Origin of the sequence: Rothia sp. HMSC036D11 (genome assembly GCF_001814205.1) — a bacterium.
In the GTDB taxonomy this organism is placed as follows: Bacteria; Actinomycetota; Actinomycetes; order Actinomycetales; family Micrococcaceae; genus Rothia; species Rothia dentocariosa.
This window is the reverse complement of the sequence record NZ_KV815278.1, coordinates 329,770-347,858: the sequence shown is the minus strand read 5'-3', so window position 1 is coordinate 347,858 and position 18,089 is coordinate 329,770. Positions and strand designations below refer to the sequence as shown.

Below are 18,089 nucleotides of genomic sequence, written 5' to 3'. Positions count from 1 at the left end.
AATATGCCACACGTTTCTTTGGAGCGCATTCCCCGCTCGCGCATCCTCATTATTTTTATCTGCGCTAACCTGCTTTTTCTGGTTCTAGGTTTAATCGTGGGTAAAAATATGAGTACCGCACAGTCAGAGGCCCTTGCCAGCTCTCAAGAAAAACTCACCGTCACCACCAAAATCGAGAAACGTCAGGTAGGGCAGGCAACGGTACTTCAAGGGAAAGTGCAGCTGGGTAAAGCTGAGCCCTACTCCCCTGCTGTAGGGGCTGAACGTGCCGTGGTTACTCGCGTTGCGGTAGAACCCGGGCGCACTATTCACCCCGGTGACCTTGTGGCAACAATCTCTGATGTGCCCATTATTGCCATGCCCGATTCCATTCCTTTCTACCGCACCATCAAGAAAGACGATTCGGGGTCTGATGTGCTGGCGCTCCAACAGACCCTCACCAATTGGGGGTATGCCCCTGGTACAGACGGCACCTGGTCGGAACAAAGTATGAAGGCCTATCAGTCCTTCCTCTACAACTTAGGGGTTGCCAACGGCGATGTCGAAAGCATCGACTGGAAAACCTTTATGCTGGTGCCCTCTGCGGGGCGCACCGTCGAAACTATCGCAGCACAGGGTACGGTACTGGGGGAGAATCCGCTGTTGACTACACGGAACGGCTCTCCCACGATCGTGGCACGTGCAACCATTGATGTCACCCGTGATCTGCACGTGGGCAGCACCGCCGAAGCAAAATCCGCCGGTGGGGCCTCAGGAACGGCAACCGTCACCGCAATATCAGAGTTTAACGCCACCGGCGATATACCAGGTAAAGACGTGACCTTCACCGTGCCGGAAGGGTTCCAAGCGCCCGATGGTGCATCCGCAACTCTTGAGGTGAAAAGCAGCGGCGACCCCACACTAGCCGTACCTATTACAGCCCTGCGTGAGAAAAACGGTGAAGAGTATCTGCGCCTACACAGTGGAGAAGAAGTCACCGTGACCGTAGTACGCCAGGCTGAAGGCTGGGCGGCCATTAAAAGCGACCACGAGCTGCGGGAAGGAACCGACGTTGAAATCCCAACCCCGTAGCGCCGACTTGCCCTACGAAACCGAACATGAGGAATCCATCAACAACGAGCATGAGCCTATTCTTGAGCTCGTAGGCATATCCAAAACCTACACCAGGGCCGATACTCCCGTTCTGCATAACCTAGACCTGCGGGTGTACCCGGGCGATATGCTCGCAATTATCGGTCCTTCCGGGTCCGGTAAATCTACGCTCTTGAATGTGCTCGGCCTCTTAGATACCCCCACGCACGGCAGCTATTTTCTTCGTGGACGTGACATTACCCATGCACCGACCCGCGACCTGGACATTCTGCGCAGCCGACATCTCGGGTTCGTTTTTCAAGACGCACATCTGCTGCCCCACGAAAGCGTGATACGCAATGTTGCACTTCCCCTTCGGGTACAGGGAGTGGGTCTTCACGAACAACTACGCATTAGCGAAGAGACGCTCACCCAGTTGGGGCTGGAACACCGGCTCATGTATTCCGGAGGTGCGCTTTCCGGCGGTGAACGCCAACGGGTTGCTATAGCTCGTGCCCTGAGCACGCACCCAGATATTCTTCTTGCTGATGAGCCCACCGGAAACCTGGACCGTGTAACTACCGAGCGAGTCATGCAAGATTTCAAAAGGCTCAATGCGACGGGTACTACCATTGTTTTGATTACCCACGATGAAGATGTTGCCCGTCAGGCAAGCCGGTGTCTGCGCATGGTAGACGGCCATCTAGAAGAGGTGCACTTCGAGGACGCAGAATCAAGTACCGCCCCACAGCATAATATGTCTGAACGGCAGCAGAAAAAGCAGCCCTTGGAACGCAGCGGTGTTCGCGCCTGGTTCTCCTCCGTCTGGGATGCGGCGGCCGCCATGACAACACGGCTAGGACGCTCAGCTTTGCTCTGCACCGCCTATGCGCTCGCGGTCACCGGGCTGGTGGCATCCTCGGGGCTCTTGAACAGCACCGCTCATCAGGTCAGTGAACGCCTGGAAGCGGCGGCTCTCGACGAGGTTCGACTTTCACCCGTCTCCCAAGATTTTTCCTCCGAAGAAGCCGGGGAGGTTTCCCAAAAACTCACGGCGATTAACGGGGTTACCGCTGTCGGATACCGCACGAGCATCGCCGGTGATGTCTCAAAGTTCCCGCTTGACGTACCGGTTCCCATCAATAAAATAAGCGTGCTCACCTACGCTATCGACACGGGGTACCTGGAAGCGGCAGAGGCGGTCACCAAACCAGGCAACGCCCGCACCCTTTTTACCCGCGCGCATACGAATCAAGACCGCCCTTCGGCTCTCGTAGGAAAGCACGCAGCAGAACAGCTTGGGATTTCCGGTTCTGGTGCCGGCTCCATCGTGACACTCAAAGGGCGGGAGTATAGTGTAGTCGGCATTATTGAGGAAGCTCCCCGAGATGCTCTCCTGCTTAATGCTGTGGTACTTGATATGAAGAGCGCATCGTCATACCCGCAAAACGAGCACCTTTTTCTCATGCGCACTAAACCAGGCTACCCCGCGCCTGTTTCTGAGGTAGCGCCCTTAAGCGTGGATGCGGCGCATCCGGAAAATTACAAGGTTCAGACGGTCACAGACTTGAGGTCTTTGCATCGCGGGGTCTCGAACGATATTGCGACCCTCTCGCTTGTATCCTCCTGGGGTATTCTTCTGCTGGCGGCACTGAGCGCGGGCACAACTCTGTATTTAAGCGTGCAAACCAGGCGCGGCGAGATCGCGTTACGGCGTGCGGTGGGAGCGTCGAAAGCGGCAGTACGGCGCATGTTTCTGCTTGAAGGGCTCTTTATTGGGCTTGCGGGCGGTATTTTGGGGATTACGCTAGGCACGCTCCTAACCTTACTGATATGCCAACTCAATGGCTGGAAACCTATTCTGGAGGCGACTCCCCTATTCCTGGGGCTCGGCGCAGGTGGGATCTCCGGACTGGTATCTGCCATGGTTCCGGCTATTGTGGCCTCTCGCGCGCAACCCGCCGATGCAATCCGCACGGTCTAGAGTCAGGATTCTACCCCCAGATATTATTTCGGCGAGCAGATAACAATCCGCTATCTGCTCGCCGAAATAATATCTGCTCGCGCTCTAGGTGCGGGCGGGGAGATGCGCCCAACCGAGCCTCATCTGCTGCGTTCGCGTACATCGTGCCTACTCCGGTTCTCAGGGTGCCGACGAGTTGAGGTGTCTGAAACCATAAAATAAGAACATGTAATTTTGGTTTAATCGCTCTAAACCCACAAAAAGGGTATCCTAAATTTTCATACATATAACCTCTTAAATTCCATAATTTACCCGTCATGTAATCGTTACCCGGCAGCATTACTTAAGGTCATTAACACCCTCAAAAGTCCGTAATATTCGGTATTTTTACGACAAATTTTCGGCGTGTTACGACTCTTATCTTTTGCGAGTGACACTGTGTCAGCTAAGATGAAATAGATACGGCAGGGCTCCTCATAAATCCCACAGAATCCAATATCTCATGTGGGGTTGCAGGTTAGTCGAGACATGACTCTTCCGGGTAGTCCCGCGTTGACAGACGAGCTCTACAGGGACGGAGAACGATATGGATTCAACCTCTGAATAGCTCATTAGAGCATCTCAACTTTACGGCCTCACACACTAATTTCATACGCACACACAGTCATTCTAAGGAAGACAAATGCACCAAACACTCATGATGAGTGCCGGTGGTGTAGCACTAGACTTTCCTGCCTGGCTGCGCATCACCCACTTCATTAACTTTCTGATGATTGGACTTCTCATCCGATCCGGTTGGGAAGTTATTGCCTCACATCCGCGTTTTTACTGGAACAACCACTGCACCCCCGGGTCTGAGTGGCTCAAGTTCACGAAGGATAAGGTTTCAACCGTCCCTGGCGAATACACCGCCCGCGACGATCAACGAAGCCTCTCCCCTCTGATCTCGCTCCCCGGTAAGGCTCAGATTGGCTTGGGACGTGCTTGGCACGCTCTCACTACTGTCATCTGGATTGCTAATGGTCTGGTTTATGTGAGCCTACTCTTTATTACGGGTCAGTGGCGCCGTATTGTTCCTACCTCCTGGGATATTTTCCCCGAGGCATGGCAGTCCATCCAGATTTACGCGGGTTTCCAAATCCCCTCTATTGAGCATTTCCAACCCTACGATGCGCTTCAGAAGCTCATGTACTTCACCGTGGTTTTCATCGTGGCACCACTGATGATTGCCACCGGTCCTATCATGAGCCCCGCGTTCTGCGGTCGCTTCCCACGCTACGTGCGGTTGTTCCGTAACCGCCAGACCGCCCGCTCAATTCACTTCTTGGGCATGGCGTTCTACTGCGTCTTCACGATCATGCACGTGGCGCTGGTACTTATCGTTCACCCGCAGTACAACATTGCGCACATGATGCTCAATAAGAACTACAACGAGATTGATGCGGCACAGTTCGCCCAAGCAGTGACCATGCTGATCGTTGGTGTCGTCGTGGTTCTCGCGGTCTGGATCGGTGCTTCTTACTGGTCGCATCGTGACCTGCGCTTCGCTCAGACCTTCGTTTGGGGTCTGACCCAGCCGGTTCGCAACCTGTTCCTGGATCGCATCTCCTCGCGCCAGGTCAAGAAGCAGACCTTCACGGACGCCGATATTTCGCCGTTCCACTGGGTTAACACACGCCCGCCTACAGAGCGTGAAAGCACCGAATGGAACCGTCTGCGCGAACAGGACTTCGTGGATTATCGCCTGGAGCTGGGCGGTTTGGTGAAAGAGCCGAAGTCGCTAAGCATCGACGATTTGAAGTCCTTGGGCAAGGAAGTCAATATTACGATGCACACCTGCATGCAGGGGTGGACGGGCATCGCCAAATGGGAAGGCGTTCGCCTGCGTGATGTACTCGCCCTTGTCGAAAAGGACGATAACGCACGGTACGTTATGGTGACTTCCTTCGGGCACGTGGGTCACACCTACGATGGTCGCCCCACCGAACCCTACTACGAATGCTTGGATATCTCCATGGCAATGGAGGACGAAACCATTCTGGCTTGGGGTATGAACGATAAGCCCCTCCCAGATGTTTACGGTGGTCCCCTGCGCTTGCGTGCAGATTCCATGCACGGCTACAAGATGGTCAAGTGGGTTCAGAAAATTGAATGGATCAGCGATTACCGCGATGTTGGCGACGGTCAAGGCGGTAGCCGCGAAGATTCCGGTCTGCAGCACTTCGACGCTCGCGCGTAAAGTTCTGTAGCTTGTTCCTAGAAGCCCCTGCTGGGCACCGGGTTACTCTCCCGGATGCGCGGCAGGGGCTTCGCTGTGCCTGTGGCTGGGGGCGGCTGCGCTCCAGCTCGTGATGTGCGTGCTAGTGTGTGGCTGACTTTGCCTCTGCACGCTTGCCGTATATCTACCTCTGTGCTGTTCTCATGCTGCCCGGGTGGTGCGGTGGCATTGCATACGGGGTATGCAATGCAGCAGGCTTCTTCGGCTGCCTCTGCTTCCCCGCCTTCATTACCCTGCTCGCAATAGAGCTACCTACCACGTAAACCTATACTCCCCATGCGGTAAAGTAAATACACCAGCCATAATGCGTAGAAAGCGAGACCCGATGAGTTCCGTGCACCTGCCCACACGCAGAACCATTCTCACCCTCGGACTCAGTATTTCTGGGACGTTCACGTTAAGTTCGTGTGCCCGGCCAGAAGGTAGGACTTCTCAGTACGAGTATAGTGAGGTATATCCGACCCCTTCACAGACCTTTGAACAAAACCGTGGAGCAGACTACAGCGGCACCATACAGCTAGGAACATATGAAAAGCACGGGAAATACGTTCCTGGAACCCAAGAACACAAGGCGCAAAACGTTCCTAAACCTCTCCAACCCCATTACATCAATGAATACAGCAGCGACGGAATGTATGCTTTCCTCGCCTATTGGGTTGAGTCCGTCAACTATGCATATCTTACTGGTGACATTAAACCACTAAGCCAAGTCACCGATGCAACCGCGACTATTCCTTCAGCGGTTCTTGATCTATATCAGAAAAATACAGGATGGGTTATAGGACCACAACATATTTTTACCATCGAACTTTCAACACCAGGATCGCATGACGTTACCCTAGAATCACCTGACCGTATATGGCAAAGTATTATCAATATTTCCTCGGAGGCTCAAGTATACGACTCCACCAATAATTCCACGCAGTCTTTCCTGAAAGTTATTGACAGGGTAGAGAAGGAGGAAGTTAACGCCAGACTCAGGTATCTTGATGGTTACTGGAACCTCGTTAAAGAAGACGGGTCAATCAACCAGAGAAAACCACTTTAATATTTTTTTAGGACACGGTATAAATGCTGTGATATGCAGTATCTAACCGCCATTTACCCTCCACATACGCAATCTGCAGCTGCATCTCACCCGGTTGCAACCTTAGAATATCTGCTAAAGGACGACTCTCCTTCGTGTCCGTATAAAACACCAGGGCATCAGCATCTACTTTTAAACGAGCAGACCACGTAAACACCTTCGAATCCTCCAACGTTTCTGCAGGATGTGGTTCCAACAACTCACCTTTTAACGGTGACTGATCCTGACTAATCACCCACCCAGTCTCATCCTCATACAGCTTCACAATATCAGGACGAGCCGTCTTCAACTCAGGATCAATAACCTTCAAAGGCTCTACCTCCCCCGTAAGCAACAAATAATTCAGAGCAGAAACCCAGAGACCAACTGCACTGTAAATATTTGATACATAATAGTCCTGAAAAGTTTGATGAGGGCGCGGTATAGGTGTACTGACGGCAGGATGCTCTACAGTTCCTGCTTCGAACTTTCCCACAGTTTGATAATCACCAAACTTCACTACTCCAGAGTAGTCTTTACTATTCCAAAAAGGCTCCTCCGTAGACGAAGGAGAAGACGAAAAACCCTCAGTTCTAGAAGGAGCTGGCCTAGAAACAGCACATGCACTCAACACCGAGCCAGCAACAACACCCCAACCACCAGTAAACATTAATCGGCGAGATAATCTGCCCATCATACTCCCCTTCATCGCAGCAAAATCAGCCAGGCAACAACCCAAACCCTATACAATAGAGTAATACACTGACCAAAATGCCCAGAGAGCCAAACACCCATGAATTCCACACACCTGCCCACACGCCGTACTTTCCTTACTCTTGGGTTCGGCATAGGAACGCTCGCACTTGGCGCATGCGCGCCCACTACACGAAGCGCTCCTAAAGCAAGAGCCACATACCCTAAGCCGACGCAATCTTTCGATATTGGCAGTAAATATGACTACGATGGACCCGTTCGTCTTGATACCTACGAAAAACACGGTAAATTCATTCCAGCAACCACCGAACATCCGGCGCAAAACGTCCCTAAACCCCTCATGCCCGACTACATCAACGAATACAGCAACAATGGATTTTACGCTTCTATAGCTTATTGGGTAGAAGCAGTTAACTACGCGTACCTGACTGGAGATCTTAAACCTCTTAGCCAAATCACTGATGCTCGACTCACTCTTAATTCTGAAATTATCAAGCTCTACGAAGAAAAAACCGGATGGGTTATCGGGCCACAGCATCCCTGCAGCGTCGAATTTGAAACGGCAGGATCAAATAATAATCTAAATGATCCCTCGATCCGAGAATGGCAAAGTATTATACGAATATCTCCAGAAACCAAGGTTTATAACTCTACCACTGGAACAACTACACCATTTCTAGAATTTTCAGACCAAAAAGCTGAGAAAAAGTCCGCAATCGGCTTACGTTATTCAAATAATGAATGGTATTTCGTCAATGATGATGGTTCTAATATCGAGAAGAAAATATTCTAAAAATATCACGAAGCATGATAAAAAATTCATAATCCTATAGAACCAATCACTCGGTATAAGTAAAAAAATTTTAAACCAGTTAAAACCCTTTCTAAATTATAGCTCCTTCAGGTTTTCAGCCGAGATAGGTGAGAGTCCCCAAGGGTCGATGAGCCCTACGGATTTATTGCCGACCAGAGAATATCGCTCCCTAACCAGCCGGTACCGAAGCTAGAGCATTTATCGGTCAAAAACCACCTACTCACAGAGAGTACGCCGCGCACAATGAAAGGGGATAGGAACCACGTTAGGTTCCCATCCCCTTTCTATTGCGTCAGCGGTGCTCTAGGCTCAAACGCCTAGGCATACGCCTGCCGCACCTACTATTTGCCTTCGAGAATCACCACATCCAGGATGCGCGGCCCGTGCACACCCTCCACGCGAATCAGCTCAATATCGCTGGTTGCAGACGGCCCGGAAATCATGGTCACCGGGCGCTCATAGGTGATGCGTTCAATCGCCTCCGGCACCAGCTCCACAACCGTGGATTCCGGCACCACGCACACATGGTGGTCGGGTACCAGGGAAATCGCGCGGCGACCTTCCTGCGGGGTGGAGTTCAAGAAAATGGTGCCGGTCTCAGCGCACGATACGGTCGAGGAAGTGACCACCGCATCCACGGCATCAAGCTCGTGCACCGAAAGCGCGCCGGGTTCGAGAGTGCTCCCCGAATCGGTGACATGCACGCGGGTTGCGGTATCCTCTGGCAGCCATTCGGGATTCAGCCCGGTGGGAACCACATAGCGCGATTTCTCTCCTAGACGCTCAGCAATAACCTCGGCGATATTCGACTCGGTCGCATTAAAGACGTTCGCCTTATAGTCGATCAGACGATCCACCAGCATCTCAATAGTCTGCTCGCGGTTCAGTTCGCTCACGCGGCGGTAGTTACGCACGGGGGTTGGTGCCTCGGGGGCATCCGACAGGGACTCACGAATACGTGTGAGGATATCTTCCTTCGCAGAGGACATTATGCGTTCTCCTTACCTTCACGAGCCGCCTGAGCTTCGGCCGCAGCCTGTGCGTTCGCTGCAGCTTCTGCAGCCTTACCCTTATTCGCTTCGATGAGAGCGGAAATATCCACGCGCTCGGCGCTGTCGCGAGCGGGTGCGCCAGACTTTTCCTTCTTCCACCAGTTGCGGAACGATTCTTTGGGAGGCTCAGGAATATCGCGGTAGTCCGTCCAGCCGCCGATAATTCCGGGCACCTTCGTAATCTTATGTTTCTTGCCGCTAATCAGACGGGACATCGGCAGACCGCGTTCGGCGACCGCCATCATCTTGCCCGAGGAGAACAGCTTCTTAGCACCGTACATCATGGCGTCCATCTGGGTGGGCGCGTGTTTCTTCGCGTGCTTCGCCTCAACATCCTTACCGCGCAAATGCACCAATACCTCGGGGAAGTTGATCTTCACGGGGCACACTTCGTAGCAGGCACCGCATAGCGAAGATGCGTATGGCAGCGAGTTATTGTGCGCCGCTTCAATACCGGAAAGCTGGGGCGAAAGGATTGCACCAATCGGACCGGGGTAGGTGGAACCGTAGGCGTGACCACCGGCGCGCTCGTATACGGGGCACACGTTCATGCAGGCGGAGCAGCGGATGCAGCGCAGCGCCTGGCGACCCAGTTCATCGGCCAGCACGGCGGTACGGCCATTATCGATGAGGATCACGTGCAGGTTCTGCGGACCGTCACCGGGGGTTACGCCCGTCCACATGGAGGTGTAAGGGTTCATGCGCTCACCGGTGGAGGAACGCGGCAAAAGCTGCAGGAATGCCTCATAGTCCTGGAAGGTGGGCAGCAGCTTCTCAATACCCATGAACGAGATGAGGGTATCGGGCAGGGTCAGGCACATACGACCGTTGCCTTCGGATTCCACGATGGTCATGGTGCCGGTTTCAGCGATACCGAAGTTCACGCCCGAAACGGCAACCTTAGTCGAGAGGAATTTCTCGCGCAGACGGTTACGCGAAGCCTCCGCAAGCTCGGCGGGTTCATCGGTAATATCCGGGTTAATGCCTTCAATCTTTTTAAGGAAGATATCGCGGATTTCGCGGCGGTTACGGTGAATTGCCGGAACCAGAATGTGCGAGGGGCGGTCTTCGCCGAGCTGCACAATTTCTTCCGCAAGGTCGGTCTCAATGGCGTTAATACCGTTCTCTTCCAAGAACTCGTTCAGACCGGTCTCGGCAGTTGCCATGGACTTGATCTTGATAATCTCGTCCACACCCTGTTCGCGAATCAGATCGAGAGCGATCTGGTTTGCCTCGTGAGCATCGCGTGCCCAGTGCACGTGGCCGCCACGCGCGGTAAAGTTGCGCTCGAACTGTTCCAGCATTTGGGGCAGGTTGAAGAGCACATAGTTCTTCACCATTTCGCCGGTGTTGCGCAGCTCCTGCCAGTCGGGCAGCTCGCTGGTAACGCGGGCACGTTTATTGCGAATAGCGTGGGTCACGAAACGCAGGTTATTGCGCAGCTGGTCATTCTTCAGCTCACGCTTGGCGTATTCGGGGAACGGTTCGTTCTCAAAGATATTGCCTTCGCCGTAGTGCACGATCTTCGGCATACCCAGGGGGATTGCGGTGGAAGTCATCATCAACCTACTTTCTATGCGAAGGCGAGTTCTACGTTGCCGTCAATCTTCAGCGGATTCTCCTTGGTGGAGGCGAGGATTTCGGCAAAATGGACGGTCTTAACAGAGGATCCGCGACGTGAGAGTGCACCGCCGATATTCATCAGGCAGGAGCAGTCGCCGCCGGTGCATACGGATGCGCCGGTCTTCTCAACGTTGGTTGCTTTGTCTTCAACCATCGCCCCGGAAACATCGGCATTCTTGAACGAGAAGGTTCCGCCGAAGCCGCAGCACTGGTCGAGACCCTCAATTTCGGTGTACTTAATGCCTTCAACGGTGCGCACAAGATCTGACTGACGAGAGCCAAGATGCAGCAGGCGCATACCGTGGCATGAGCTGTGGTAGGTCACGTGCTCGGGGAAGTAAGAACCAAGCTGCTCGGCGGCGTTGGTGATACCCAGAACGTCAATGAGAAGCTGGGAAAGTTCAAAGGTACGTGCAGCAATCTGCTCTGCCCGCACGGCAAGATCTTCGTCGCCCTGATGACGAGCGATCATGGGCTGCTGGTGCCCCAGGGATGCCACGCAGGAACCTGAAGGTGCCACGGCAACATCCCAATCCCACGCCTCAAAAGACTCGACGTGGTTTTTTACGACGGGGTAAGCATCATCAAAGTACCCGGAATTGACATGCATTTGGGAACAGCAGGTCTGCCCGGGAGGATAAACAACCTCATGCCCCAAGCGTTCTAGAATCTCGACGGTCGCGCGTGCTACGCGGGGATACATGCCATCAACAATGCACGTGGAGAAAAGCGCAATACGCATGTTATCCGTCCTTTCTGGTTTCGAGTCTCTACAGAACCGCTGATGTGGGATGCGGTATGCGCTCCGGGACGCAAATTCCTGTGCCGAATTTACGTAACGCGGGTTTTCAACGCGCCAGGATCATGACTGACCAGGTTCTCTCAGGAACCCGCCGGTGTTTACGGGGACCGGTCATATCGGTGTAGAAACGTATTCGTAGACTTTCTTCGTTGATCTTCATTTAACACCAGGTTCGGAGCATTCCTTTAATTGAAATAACGAACATTTTTCTCACCAAATTGAGTTTTAAGGATTCCCTTAGTTTCAGGTAGTAAAGCATACTTTAGGTCATAGCAACCCCAATGTTTCGAGATACCTTAAACAGACATTCCGGCGGGTGCATATGCAGCATCCGCGAGCTGATGCGGAACTGACCGAATTCTCTGCATAATTTCCCGCAAATATGCATATCTTACCTATGCAATCCCTTGCAATATCGGGTGGCACAACCCAGGAACATCTCGAAAAAATGCAGTGCGCAAAATCTCTATGCGCAGAGCTGAAATTTAATGCCAGAAGTTGGAACAACCCATTTTTGATGCCCAGAACGCAAATATCACCCCTCTTCCCCGCCATCGTGCGGAAAACACACCTGCACTCTATAAGTTGTATCTCAAAGCACCCTTCGGGTAGGCTTCACATGAAGCTAATGGTCAGACCACATCCCAGAAGGGTGCCATAGTCGCCACGAAATCCGTGGAGTTTTGATTGGTCTGACCACATCACATTGAACCGAACCAAAGGAGTTCCAGTGAATACATTCTTCGCTGAACCCAACGCAGTCGGGGGAAGCCTTGGGCTAAGCGCGCTCGTGGCAACCATACCGCTGCTGACCTTCTTCATCATGCTACTCGTCGTCAAGGCACGCGCGCACTGGTCGGCGCTGGTGGCACTTGCCGCATCTATCCTGGTGGCAAGCCTCGGCTTTACGATGCCCTTCGATTTGGCAGGACTCAGTGCGGTGCGCGGCGCTATCTACGGTTTGGTCATCTGCTGGGTGATCCTCGGCGCTATCTGGTTCTACCAGGTCACCGTGCTTGCCGGACGCTTTGAAGACCTACGCCGTACCTTCGACCGTCTGGGCGGCGGCGATTTGCGCATCCAGGCGATTCTGATTGCCTTCTGCTTCGGTGGTCTGCTTGAAGCTCTCGCAGGGTTCGGTGCTCCCGTGGCAATTACCGCGACCATGATTCTTGCTCTCGGTGTGAAGCCGCTCAAAGCAGCTATTACCGTGCTTCTTGCTAACACCGCTCCTGTGGCTTTCGGCGCCGTCGCCGTCCCGATTGTGACCGCAGGCGATGTTGGTGGCAAAGACCCGCACGTTATTGCAACTATCGTTGGTCACCAGGCACCGTTCCTGGCAATGTTCGTGCCCGTCATTCTGCTCTTCATCCTCGACGGCATGAAGGGTGTTAAAGATGCATGGCTCCCCGCCTTCGTCATCGGCATTTCCTTCGGTATTGCACAGTGGATCACCGCAGCAACCCCCGCATACAACCTCACCGACGTGGTGGCATGTATCGTCTCAATGGGTGCCGCAGTGCTCTTCCTGCGCTTCTGGAAACCGCGCGGCGTAGAAGGCGTGCGTGAGCGTTACGGCCTGCCTTCACAGGTCGAAGAGAAAGAAGCGCTGCCCGCCGTGCGCGTGTGGATGGCTCTTCTTCCCTACCTGATCGTGGTTGTTATCTTCGGTCTCGTGAACCTCAGTGCAGAGTTGAAGGCATGGCTGAAAACCGTGGCTATCAAAATCGATATTCCCGCGCTTAGCTCCCGCTTGGTCACCAAAGACGGCACAAAAGTTAAGGATGCTGTTTACTCCTTCACCTGGCTCTCGAACCCCGGTACCCTGCTGATTATTTCGGGTCTGATCGTGGGTGTTATCTACTTCCTCTTCAACGAGAAGGGCCGCTACGGGTTCAAGTTCCCCGCTTTGTTCACCGAATTCGGTTCGGTCGTCTACCGTATGCGCTGGTCAATTCTGACCATTGCATCGGTGCTGGCACTGGCATACGTCATGAACTTCTCGGGTCAGACCGTTGCCATGGGTACCTTCCTGGCAGGACTCGGCCCCGTATACGCTATCCTGGCACCCGCACTGGGCTGGATCGGTACCGCAGTGACCGGCTCGGACACCAGCGCCAACGCACTGTTCTCGAAGCTGCAGGTCTCTGCCGCCGAGAACCTGCACCAGGCCGGTATTTCTGGGGCAACCCCCGAACTGCTGCTGGCCGCTAACACCACCGGTGGCGTGGTCGGTAAGATGATCTCCCCGCAGTCCTTGGCTATCGCGGCAACCTCCGTGGATATGGAAGGTAAGGAATCCGACATTCTCAAGGCCGTGGTTCCCTGGTCGTTCGCCATGCTGGTGGTGGTTTGTATTCTGGTCTTCCTGCAGACCAACGTGCTCTCGTTCCTGATTCCCTAACCGGTACGCTGCACATACAAACGCATAAACCACGATGGGGCGGTGTACTTCACGGTACGCCGCCCCGCGCGTTTCTCTCACTATTCCTCACAGGCCCAGGCACTCTCCCACCCCACCTGAGCCGCCTCAAACGCACACACGGCGGGTTATTCTCACCCGCATCTTGAGACTTATTAGGATGGGAACACCTCATGACTCACCTGACAGACTCGACATCCCGCATACAGGAACGCAGCTACAGCATCATTCTTGAAACCTTCGAGCGGCGGCTGCGCCTGGGCGAGCTGCGTGTCGGTGATAAGCTGCCTTCTGAGCGTGCGCTGGCCGAAAAGCACGGAATTTCTCGGCCCTCGGTGCGCGAGGCCCTGCGTATTCTCAACGCGCTGGGGCTGATTCGCTCCAGTAGCGGATCGGGGCCGAAATCGGGCGCTATCGTCATCTCGGAGCCCTCCGATACCCTCAGCTGGGCACTGCGCATGCACATTGCAACCCGCAACCTGCCGGTCAAAGATGTGGTCTCTACACGTTTGCTTCTGGAGGGACCGGCTGCACGTGCCGCCGCAAATGCCCCCGATTCCCCCGAACGCGATCTGGCGCTGGAAAATGCCCGCGAGCATCTGCGTGAGATGGATCTGCCGCAGGTCTCGAACGAGCGTTTCCATTTCTGCGATACCCGCTTTCACTACGAACTTTCAAAGCTGGGCGGAAACATTGTGCTCGATACAGTGATCGATTCACTGCACATGGCGACTATCAGCTACGTGCAGGAGGCGGTGCCGCTGCTGCGCGATTGGGATTCCGTCAAGCAGACGCTTCAAGACCAGCACCGGGGCATTTACGAGGCGATCTCCACCCGCGACGAAGACGCCGCCTATGAGCGGGTGTGCGAACACATCAAATGGTTCTATTCGCTCTCAGACCGTGCCCGCGACCAACAGCGGGAACGGCAGGCTCAGGTGATAGATGCGGATGCGCTGCCGCATCAGGTGGTGCTGCATAAGGAACATCTGGCGTAGAAAATTCCCGCGAGCAGATAATATTTTGACGAGCAGATAACGGGTTGATATCTGCTCGTCAAAATATTATCTGCTCGCGTATTTAGCCTATCTAGAACTTCGTGCCGGTCAGCCTCTCGTAGGCTTCAACATAGCGGGCGCGGGTCTTCTCGACCACATCCTTGGGCAGATGAGGCACATTATCCGAACCGTCCCAGCCCGATTCCGGCGAGCGCAGCCAGTCGCGCACAAACTGCTTATCAAAGCTCGGCTGGGATTTTCCGGGTTCGTACTCACTCGCATCCCAGAATCGTGAGGAGTCGGGGGTGAGCAATTCGTCGCCAAGGGTGATTTCGCCGCGGTAAGAGTCGGTTCCGAATTCGACTTTGGTGTCAGCCAAAATAATGCCCTGCTCGCGGGCGATTTTTTCGGCGGTGCTGTAGAGTTCGAGTGAGAGTTCTTCTAGACGGTTACCGATTGCGTGCCCTACTTCGGCGTAGAGTTCTTCGCGGGTTACCGGTTCATCGTGCTGGCCTACTTCGGCTTTGCCGGTCGGTGTAAAAATTGGGGTTTCGAGACGTGACCCATCCACAAGCCCCGCAGGGAGTTCGATGCCCGCTATGCTGCCGGTGTCGCGGTAACTTGTGAGCCCCGAACCCGTTAGATAGCCGCGCACAATGCACTCGACCGGGAACATATTGAGCGATTTGCATATCATGGCGCGCCCCGCGACTGATTCGGGCACATCGGTTGAAATCACATGGTTTGGGATATGCGAAAGTTGTTGAAACCACCACAGCGACATTTGGGTGAGGATTTTGCCTTTATCGGGGATTTCGGTGGGAAGAATTTTATCGAAGGCGCTAATGCGGTCAGAGGCGACGACCATGACGGATCCTGCGCGGATTTCAGCATCATCACTGACGATTAGCCCGGCGGCGTCATAGCGGCTTTCTTCGGGAACGTACAGGTCGCGTACTTTACCTGAGTAGACGTGCGTCCACCCCGGAATCATGGGTGGGTTGTTGCGGGAATTCATGGGGAGTTCTCCTGTGGGGCGAATGTGCGCGGCGTGTTTACCTATTCTTTACCTTACCGGACAATGCCCGCATCCCGCGATATGTGAATCTGAATGCGGCCGCAACGCCGTATTCTCGGGGTTGGCTGTTAAGTTCTGTTACTTGGTGCCCCGCCTGGGATACACCGCGAGCAGGTGGTTTTCGGTCGAACCGGTAAGAAAATCCTACCTGTTCGACCAAAAACGACCTGCTCGCGGGAATAGAGAATAGCGGTTAGTCGCGGAGTTCGGGCACGGTAATCGCCCCCTGCACCGCTTTGAGAGCGATATCGGTGCGATATTGTGCGCCTTCCCAAGTAATAGCATGTACCCCCTCGTAGGCGGCATCGCGAGCCTGGGCGAGGGTATCACCAAGCGCGACGACGGCGAGCACGCGACCGCCCGCCGTCACAATCTCTTCGCCCGCGACAGCAGTTCCGGCATGCACCACATGCACATCGGGCATAGCGGATGCGCTCTCAAGCCCCGCAATCGCATCGCCCTTACGCGGGGTTCCCGGGTAGTTTTCTGCCGCCATGACCACGTCTACGGCGGTGCGGGGATCCCATTCCAGGCGGGTGTCTTCGGCGATCTCGCTGCGGGATGCCGCAAGGAGCAGCTGCCCGAGCGGGGTGCGCAGGCGTGCCAGCACCGCCTGAGTTTCGGGGTCGCCAAAGCGAGCGTTGAATTCGATGACGCGCACGCCGCGGCTGGTAACGGCGAGTCCGCAGAAGAGCACACCTACGAACGGGGTGCCGCGTTCTGCCATGCGAGCGATGGTGGGGCGGGCGATCTTTTCGATCACTTCGTCCACAAATCCTTCGGGCAGCCAGTCAAGCGGGGTGTAGGCGCCCATCCCGCCGGTGTTTGGGCCTTCATCGTTGTCAAAGATGCGCTTGAAATCCTGCGCAGGAGACAGCGGGAGCACGTTCTTTCCGTCGCTGATGACGAAGAGCGACACCTCGGGGCCGTCCAAGAATTCTTCGATCACCACGGAACCACCGGCGGCAAAACAGGCGTTCGCATGCTCTAGGGCGGCATCCCGGTTCTCGGTGACAACCACACCTTTACCCGCGGCGAGCCCGTCGTCTTTCACCACGTAGGGGGCGCCGAATTCGTCAAGGGCTTGCGCCGCTTCGGCTTCGGTTGTGGCGACGAAGGCGCGGGCGGTCGGTACGTTTGCCTCCTCCATCACCTGCTTGGCGAATGCCTTAGACCCCTCAAGCTGTGCCGCAACCGCAGAGGGTCCGAAGACCGCGAAGCCCGCCTCGCGCAGAGCATCAGAAACACCGGCGACCAGAGGTGCCTCAGGGCCGATAACTACCAGGTCTGCGGCGAGCTCACGGGCAAGCGCGACAGCCTGCTCGGGGTTATTGGCGTCGATGGCGTGTACCGGAACGTCCTGAGCGATGCCCGCATTACCGGGTGCGCTGTGAACTTCGGTCACCTGTGGATCGCGCGCAAGCGCACGGATAATTGCGTGTTCGCGGCCGCCGGGGCCCAGTACCAAAACCTTCATGTACATAAGGGTACCGTGTCGGATGCGGCACGGGCGGGGTTTGTAACAACCCATTACTGTGCTTTACCCAGTGACCCTCTGCCCCCGTAACGTTTTTACCGTGTAACGTTTTGCCCACCGAATGGTGTCTTGAACCGTTCAGCTGTTTTCCACGTTTTGTGGTTCTCCCCGCGTTCGTAGGTTAGCTACTCCAAGAAGCGCGGTAGCAGACCTCACCCACAAATGCCTCATATGCTTTCTGCTCTGCGGAAGGGAAGATGAAAATATAGGTTTTCTCGCGGCCTTTAATGCGTGCCTGGATTTTCAGTGCCGGTCCGTGCCGCAGATTACCAAATATCAAACCGGTACCAGGTGTTAAACGCAACCCGATGCCTACAGTTTCATGCACCACATCGTATTCGGGGAGTACTTGAATTTCTGTAACCTCGTCCCAAGCAATACGCCGCCGAAATAGTGGCATGTACAGCAGAATAAAGCCTTCATGAGTAACAAGTAATCGTTGGTATGCATTCGCTAGCGAAGCTGTGATAACGGTAATCAGCAAGGCGATCATGACGAGGCCATATTGCCTAGGGTTCAGCCACGAAACCATGACCACAGGTATCAGAGCGATACCGGTGATCAGAAGCCGAAACTTCGGCGACAAGTATATTTTGGGATATTTACCCACGGTGGACGGGCCGTTTAGAGTGAGGGTTGTCCCCAAGGGCTGCAGGGTCTTCGGACATGAT

14 protein-coding genes are annotated in these 18,089 nt (G+C 54.5%); 7 read left to right on the top strand and 7 right to left on the bottom strand.

Annotated elements, in window-relative coordinates; all coding sequences use genetic code 11:
- Window positions 1-3 precede the first annotated feature (3 nt).
- From HMPREF2958_RS03750 to HMPREF2958_RS03735, 4 genes are all read left to right on the top strand, one after another.
- Window positions 4-1,071: an efflux RND transporter periplasmic adaptor subunit gene (locus HMPREF2958_RS03750; RefSeq protein ID WP_141755788.1), complete on the top strand. Its 1,068-nt coding sequence runs from the start codon at window positions 4-6 to the stop codon at window positions 1,069-1,071.
- Window positions 1,052-3,055 carry an ABC transporter ATP-binding protein/permease gene (locus HMPREF2958_RS03745; protein WP_070696744.1) on the top strand — a complete coding sequence of 668 codons (2,004 nt, stop codon included), beginning with the start codon at window positions 1,052-1,054 and terminating at the stop codon, window positions 3,053-3,055. Before HMPREF2958_RS03750 ends, HMPREF2958_RS03745 begins: the two co-directional genes overlap by 20 nt.
- Window positions 3,056-3,716: 661 nt before the next feature.
- Window positions 3,717-5,273 (top strand): molybdopterin-dependent oxidoreductase, encoded by a 1,557-nt coding sequence (locus HMPREF2958_RS03740; protein WP_004005513.1) that lies wholly within the window; start codon window positions 3,717-3,719, stop codon window positions 5,271-5,273.
- 364 nt (window positions 5,274-5,637) lie between these two features.
- Complete coding sequence (locus HMPREF2958_RS03735; RefSeq protein ID WP_070696740.1) at window positions 5,638-6,360, top strand: DUF6318 family protein; 723 nt, start codon at window positions 5,638-5,640, stop codon at window positions 6,358-6,360.
- Window positions 6,361-6,367: 7 nt separating this feature from the next.
- Here HMPREF2958_RS03735 and HMPREF2958_RS03730 read toward each other — a convergent pair whose 3' ends face one another.
- Complete coding sequence (locus HMPREF2958_RS03730; protein ID WP_246828014.1) at window positions 6,368-7,075, bottom strand: DUF6318 family protein; 708 nt, start codon at window positions 7,073-7,075, stop codon at window positions 6,368-6,370.
- Window positions 7,076-7,171: 96 nt separating this feature from the next.
- Here HMPREF2958_RS03730 and HMPREF2958_RS03725 point away from each other — a divergent pair, with 96 nt between their 5' ends.
- The gene (locus HMPREF2958_RS03725; protein WP_070696733.1) at window positions 7,172-7,885 is read left to right on the top strand and encodes a DUF6318 family protein; all 714 of its coding nucleotides are present in this window, start codon (window positions 7,172-7,174) and stop codon (window positions 7,883-7,885) included.
- Between the two features lie 362 nt (window positions 7,886-8,247).
- On the opposite strand, the gene HMPREF2958_RS03720 is transcribed toward HMPREF2958_RS03725, so the two are convergent.
- The 3 genes from HMPREF2958_RS03720 to HMPREF2958_RS03710 are packed head-to-tail and all read right to left on the bottom strand — an operon-like array spanning window position 8,248 to window position 11,323.
- Window positions 8,248-8,895, bottom strand: coding sequence for a LutC/YkgG family protein (locus tag HMPREF2958_RS03720; protein ID WP_070696730.1), 648 nt, complete (start codon window positions 8,893-8,895; stop codon window positions 8,248-8,250).
- The gene (locus HMPREF2958_RS03715) at window positions 8,895-10,520 is read right to left on the bottom strand and encodes a LutB/LldF family L-lactate oxidation iron-sulfur protein (protein WP_070696726.1); all 1,626 of its coding nucleotides are present in this window, start codon (window positions 10,518-10,520) and stop codon (window positions 8,895-8,897) included. The genes HMPREF2958_RS03720 and HMPREF2958_RS03715 overlap by 1 nt, the downstream gene beginning before the upstream one ends.
- Before the next feature lie 11 nt (window positions 10,521-10,531).
- On the bottom strand, window positions 10,532-11,323 hold the full coding sequence (locus HMPREF2958_RS03710) for a (Fe-S)-binding protein (protein WP_004005516.1): 792 nt from the start codon (window positions 11,321-11,323) through the stop codon (window positions 10,532-10,534).
- Between the two features lie 790 nt (window positions 11,324-12,113).
- Here HMPREF2958_RS03710 and HMPREF2958_RS03705 point away from each other — a divergent pair.
- Together HMPREF2958_RS03705 and HMPREF2958_RS03700 are read left to right on the top strand one after the other, a co-directional pair.
- Entirely contained in the window at window positions 12,114-13,787 is a 1,674-nt protein-coding gene (locus HMPREF2958_RS03705; protein ID WP_013397790.1) for an L-lactate permease, read from the top strand.
- 191 nt (window positions 13,788-13,978) lie between these two features.
- Complete coding sequence (locus tag HMPREF2958_RS03700; RefSeq protein ID WP_070696723.1) at window positions 13,979-14,803, top strand: FadR/GntR family transcriptional regulator; 825 nt, start codon at window positions 13,979-13,981, stop codon at window positions 14,801-14,803.
- Window positions 14,804-14,894: 91 nt separating this feature from the next.
- On the opposite strand, the gene HMPREF2958_RS03695 is transcribed toward HMPREF2958_RS03700, so the two are convergent.
- The 3 genes from HMPREF2958_RS03695 to HMPREF2958_RS03685 form a co-directional block, all read right to left on the bottom strand.
- Window positions 14,895-15,821: a phosphoribosylaminoimidazolesuccinocarboxamide synthase gene (locus HMPREF2958_RS03695; RefSeq protein ID WP_070696721.1), complete on the bottom strand. Its 927-nt coding sequence runs from the start codon at window positions 15,819-15,821 to the stop codon at window positions 14,895-14,897.
- A 253-nt stretch (window positions 15,822-16,074) separates the two neighbouring features.
- Window positions 16,075-17,358, bottom strand: a complete 1,284-nt coding sequence (gene purD / locus HMPREF2958_RS03690; protein ID WP_070696850.1) for a phosphoribosylamine--glycine ligase — start codon at window positions 17,356-17,358, stop codon at window positions 16,075-16,077.
- A gap of 181 nt (window positions 17,359-17,539) precedes the next feature.
- A complete protein-coding gene (locus HMPREF2958_RS03685; protein WP_246828013.1) occupies window positions 17,540-18,004 on the bottom strand; it encodes a hypothetical protein in 465 nt (154 codons plus the stop codon).
- Window positions 18,005-18,089 lie beyond the last annotated feature (85 nt).